Raw genomic sequence first — 2942 nt, 5'->3', positions numbered from 1 at the left:
GCAGCACCTGCCCGGGGACCCGACGACCGCTCAGGTCACTTGTTGAAAGCGTCCTTGATCTTGCTGCCGGCATCCTTCGTGTTCTGCCCGGCCTGCTTGGCGCGCGCGTCACCCTGCTGGCTCGCGCCCGCACCACGCATCGACTCGTTGTCGGTCATATCGCCGACGCGCTCCCTCGCGGCGCCGGCCATCTGCTCAACCTTGTTCTTTGCCTTCTCGGTGAAGCTCATCGCGCCTCCTCGGTCTGGCGGTTGTCGAGGCTCGGTTGCCCGGTTTCCCGGTGCCGAAACCGGTGGTGCCGGTCGGCACACCCTGTAAGGCATCCTAGGAAGATAGGTTGAGAGAGGGCGGCACTGGCCGCCCCGGCGCGATGGTTAACTGGCCGCATGGGAGAGCTCCTGCTGATCCGGCACGGCGAGACCACCTGGAGCGCCAGCCTGCGGCACACCTCGTACACCGATCTGGAGCTGACCCCCGACGGCGAGCGACAGGCCCGCACCCTCGCCGCGTTCCTGGCCGGCCGGCGCTTCGTCAGCGTCCTGGCCAGTCCCCGCTCCCGAGCGCTGCGCACCGCGCAGCTGGCCGGGCTCACCGTCGACCACGTCGACGAGGACCTCAGCGAGTGGAACTACGGCGAGTACGAGGGCCGCACCACCGTCGACATCCACGACGACCCGCACTGGAACATCTGGACCGACGGCTGCCCCGGCGGGGAGTCACCCGCGCAGGTGGGCGACCGGCTCGACCGGGTACTGGCCCGCGTCACCCCGCTGCTCGACCGCGGCACCGTGGCGCTGGTCGGCCACGCGCACAGCCTGCGGGTGCTCGGCGCCCGCTGGATCGGGCTGCCCCCGTCCGCCGGCGGACGGCTGCGCCTGGACACCGCCACGGTCAGCGCGCTGGGTCACGAGCACGGCCGGCAGGTCATCCTGCGGTGGAACCAGCCGGCTCCTCCGGCACCCGGGACCGCGACCGACTCGGTGCCCCAGCACTGATCTTCGGCGGCCGGTTCTCGTACGGGGTGGACAGCACCACAGTCGTCCGGGTCGTCACGTTCGCCGAGGTGCGGATCTCCTGCAGCACCCGCTCCAGGTCCGCCGGGCTGGCCACCCGCACCAGCAGCAGGTAGAAGTCCTCCCCCGCAACCGAGTAGCACGAGTCGATCTCCGGCAGGTGGGCCAGCCGCTCCGGCGCGTCGTCCGGCTGCGACGGGTCGAACGGCCGGATCGCCACGAACGCGGTCAACGGCAGGTCCAGCGCCTCGAACGACACCCGGGCGGCGTACCCCTTGAGCACCCCGCGCTGCTCCAGCCGGCGCACCCGCTGGTGCACGGCGGACACCGACAGCCCCACCTTCTCGGCCAGGTCGGTGTACGACAGACGGCCGTCAGCGGTCAGCGCGGCGACGATGGCGCGGTCGATCTCCTCCACGGCGAGCAACCTACCGGGAAATCGGCGCGACGGCGACGACGAACGCCGCGCTGGCCCGCCGTCTCAGCTCTTGGCGAGCGCCCGGGAGATCACCAACCGCTGGATCTGGTTGGTGCCCTCCACGATCTGCAGCACCTTCGCCTCGCGCATGTACCGCTCGACCGGGTGGTCGGCCACGTAGCCGGCGCCGCCGAGCACCTGCACGGCGTCGGTGGTCACCCGCATCGCCATGTCGGTGGCGAAGAGCTTCGCCTTCGCCGCCTCGATCGAGTACGGACGCCCCGCGTCGCGCAGCCGGGCCGCCGCCAGGGTCAGCGCGCGGGCGGCGGAGATCTGGGTGGCCGCGTCGGCGAGCAGGAAGCCGAGGCCCTGGAAGTCGATGATGGACCGGCCGAACTGCTGTCGCTCCCGGGCGTAGCCGACCGCGTAGTCGAGCGCGGCCTGGGCCAGCCCGACCGCGCAGGCGGCGATGCCCAGTCGACCCGAGTCCAGCGCGGACATCGCGATCGTGAAGCCCGCCCCCTCGCCACCGACCAGCCGGTCGGCCGGCACCCGCGCCTCCTCGAACGCGATCTGCGCCACCGGCGAGGACCGCAGCCCCATGGTCCGCTCGGCGGCCTGCGGCGCGATGCCGGCGGTGCCCGCGTCGGCGACCAGGCAGGAGATGCCCTTCGGGCCAGGCCCGCCGGTGCGGCAGAAGACGTTGTAGAAGTCGGCCACCTGGGCGTGCGTGATCCACGCCTTGGTGCCGGAGACGACGTACGCGTCGCCGTCGCGCACCGCCCGGGTGCTCAACGCCGCCGCGTCCGAGCCACCCTGCGGCTCGGAGAGGCAGTACGCGCCGAGCAGCTCGCCGCCGAGCATGTCGGGCAGGAGCTTGCGCTGCTCGGCGCTGCCGAACGCGGCGACCGGGTAGCAGCTCAGGGTGTGCACGCTGACCGCCTCGGCGACCGCCAGCCACCGGCTGGCCAGGATCTCCAGCACCTGCAGGTACACCTCGTACGGCTGCGCCGCGCCGCCGTGTTCCTCGGCGTAGGGCAGGCCGAGCAGGCCGGCGCGGCCGATGGTGCGCAGCACCTCGCGGGGGAACTCGGCGCGTTCCTCGAAGCTCGCGGCCTTCGGCGCGAGCTCGCGGTCGGCCAGCTCGGTGGCGAGGTCCAGCAGGTCGTGGGCCTCGTCGGTGGGGAGGATCCGGTCGACAGTCATAGCGCGATGAGCTCCGTGGGGGTGGTGTTGAGCCGCTGCACGCCGTCCGTCGTGCAGACGACGATGTCCTCGATGCGGGCGCCGTGCCGGCCCGCGAGGTAGATGCCCGGTTCGATGGAGAACGCCATGCCGGCCTCCAGGGGCCGGTCGTTGCCGGCCACCAGGTAGGGCTCCTCGTGACCGTCCAGGCCGATGCCGTGCCCGGTGCGGTGCAGGAAAGCGTCGCCGTAACCGGCGGCGGCGATCGGCTCCCGGGCCGCCGCGTCGGCCGCCGCGCCGGTGATCCCGGGACGCACCGCCGCCAC

At 72.6% G+C, this 2942-nt stretch carries 5 protein-coding genes; 1 reads left to right on the top strand and 4 read right to left on the bottom strand.

All coding sequences use genetic code 11. The features are described 5' to 3' along the window. Nucleotides 1-35: 35 nt before the first annotated feature. The gene (locus AB0J68_RS30250; protein ID WP_354862191.1) at nucleotides 36-230 is read right to left on the bottom strand and encodes a CsbD family protein; all 195 of its coding nucleotides are present in this window, start codon (nucleotides 228-230) and stop codon (nucleotides 36-38) included. A 156-nt stretch (nucleotides 231-386) separates the two neighbouring features. Between AB0J68_RS30250 and AB0J68_RS30245 the strand changes: the two genes are divergently transcribed. Further along, the gene (locus AB0J68_RS30245; protein WP_363942070.1) at nucleotides 387-995 is read left to right on the top strand and encodes a histidine phosphatase family protein; all 609 of its coding nucleotides are present in this window, start codon (nucleotides 387-389) and stop codon (nucleotides 993-995) included. On the opposite strand, the gene AB0J68_RS30240 is transcribed toward AB0J68_RS30245, so the two are convergent. The 3 genes from AB0J68_RS30240 to AB0J68_RS30230 form a co-directional block, all read right to left on the bottom strand. Next, on the bottom strand, nucleotides 925-1431 hold the full coding sequence (locus AB0J68_RS30240; RefSeq protein ID WP_363942067.1) for an Lrp/AsnC family transcriptional regulator: 507 nt from the start codon (nucleotides 1429-1431) through the stop codon (nucleotides 925-927). The two genes, AB0J68_RS30245 and AB0J68_RS30240, sit on opposite strands and share 71 nt — an antisense overlap. A 63-nt stretch (nucleotides 1432-1494) precedes the next feature. Beyond that, nucleotides 1495-2637 (bottom strand): acyl-CoA dehydrogenase family protein, encoded by a 1143-nt coding sequence (locus tag AB0J68_RS30235; protein ID WP_355068843.1) that lies wholly within the window; start codon nucleotides 2635-2637, stop codon nucleotides 1495-1497. After that, the coding region (locus AB0J68_RS30230) for a M24 family metallopeptidase (protein ID WP_363942063.1) at nucleotides 2634-2942 on the bottom strand (309 nt) is incomplete at its 5' end. The genes AB0J68_RS30235 and AB0J68_RS30230, both read right to left, overlap by 4 nt.

Source organism: Micromonospora sp. NPDC049580 (assembly GCF_040675595.1).
Lineage (GTDB): Bacteria > Actinomycetota > Actinomycetes > Mycobacteriales > Micromonosporaceae > Micromonospora.
This window is presented reverse-complemented; position numbering and strand designations above follow the sequence as displayed.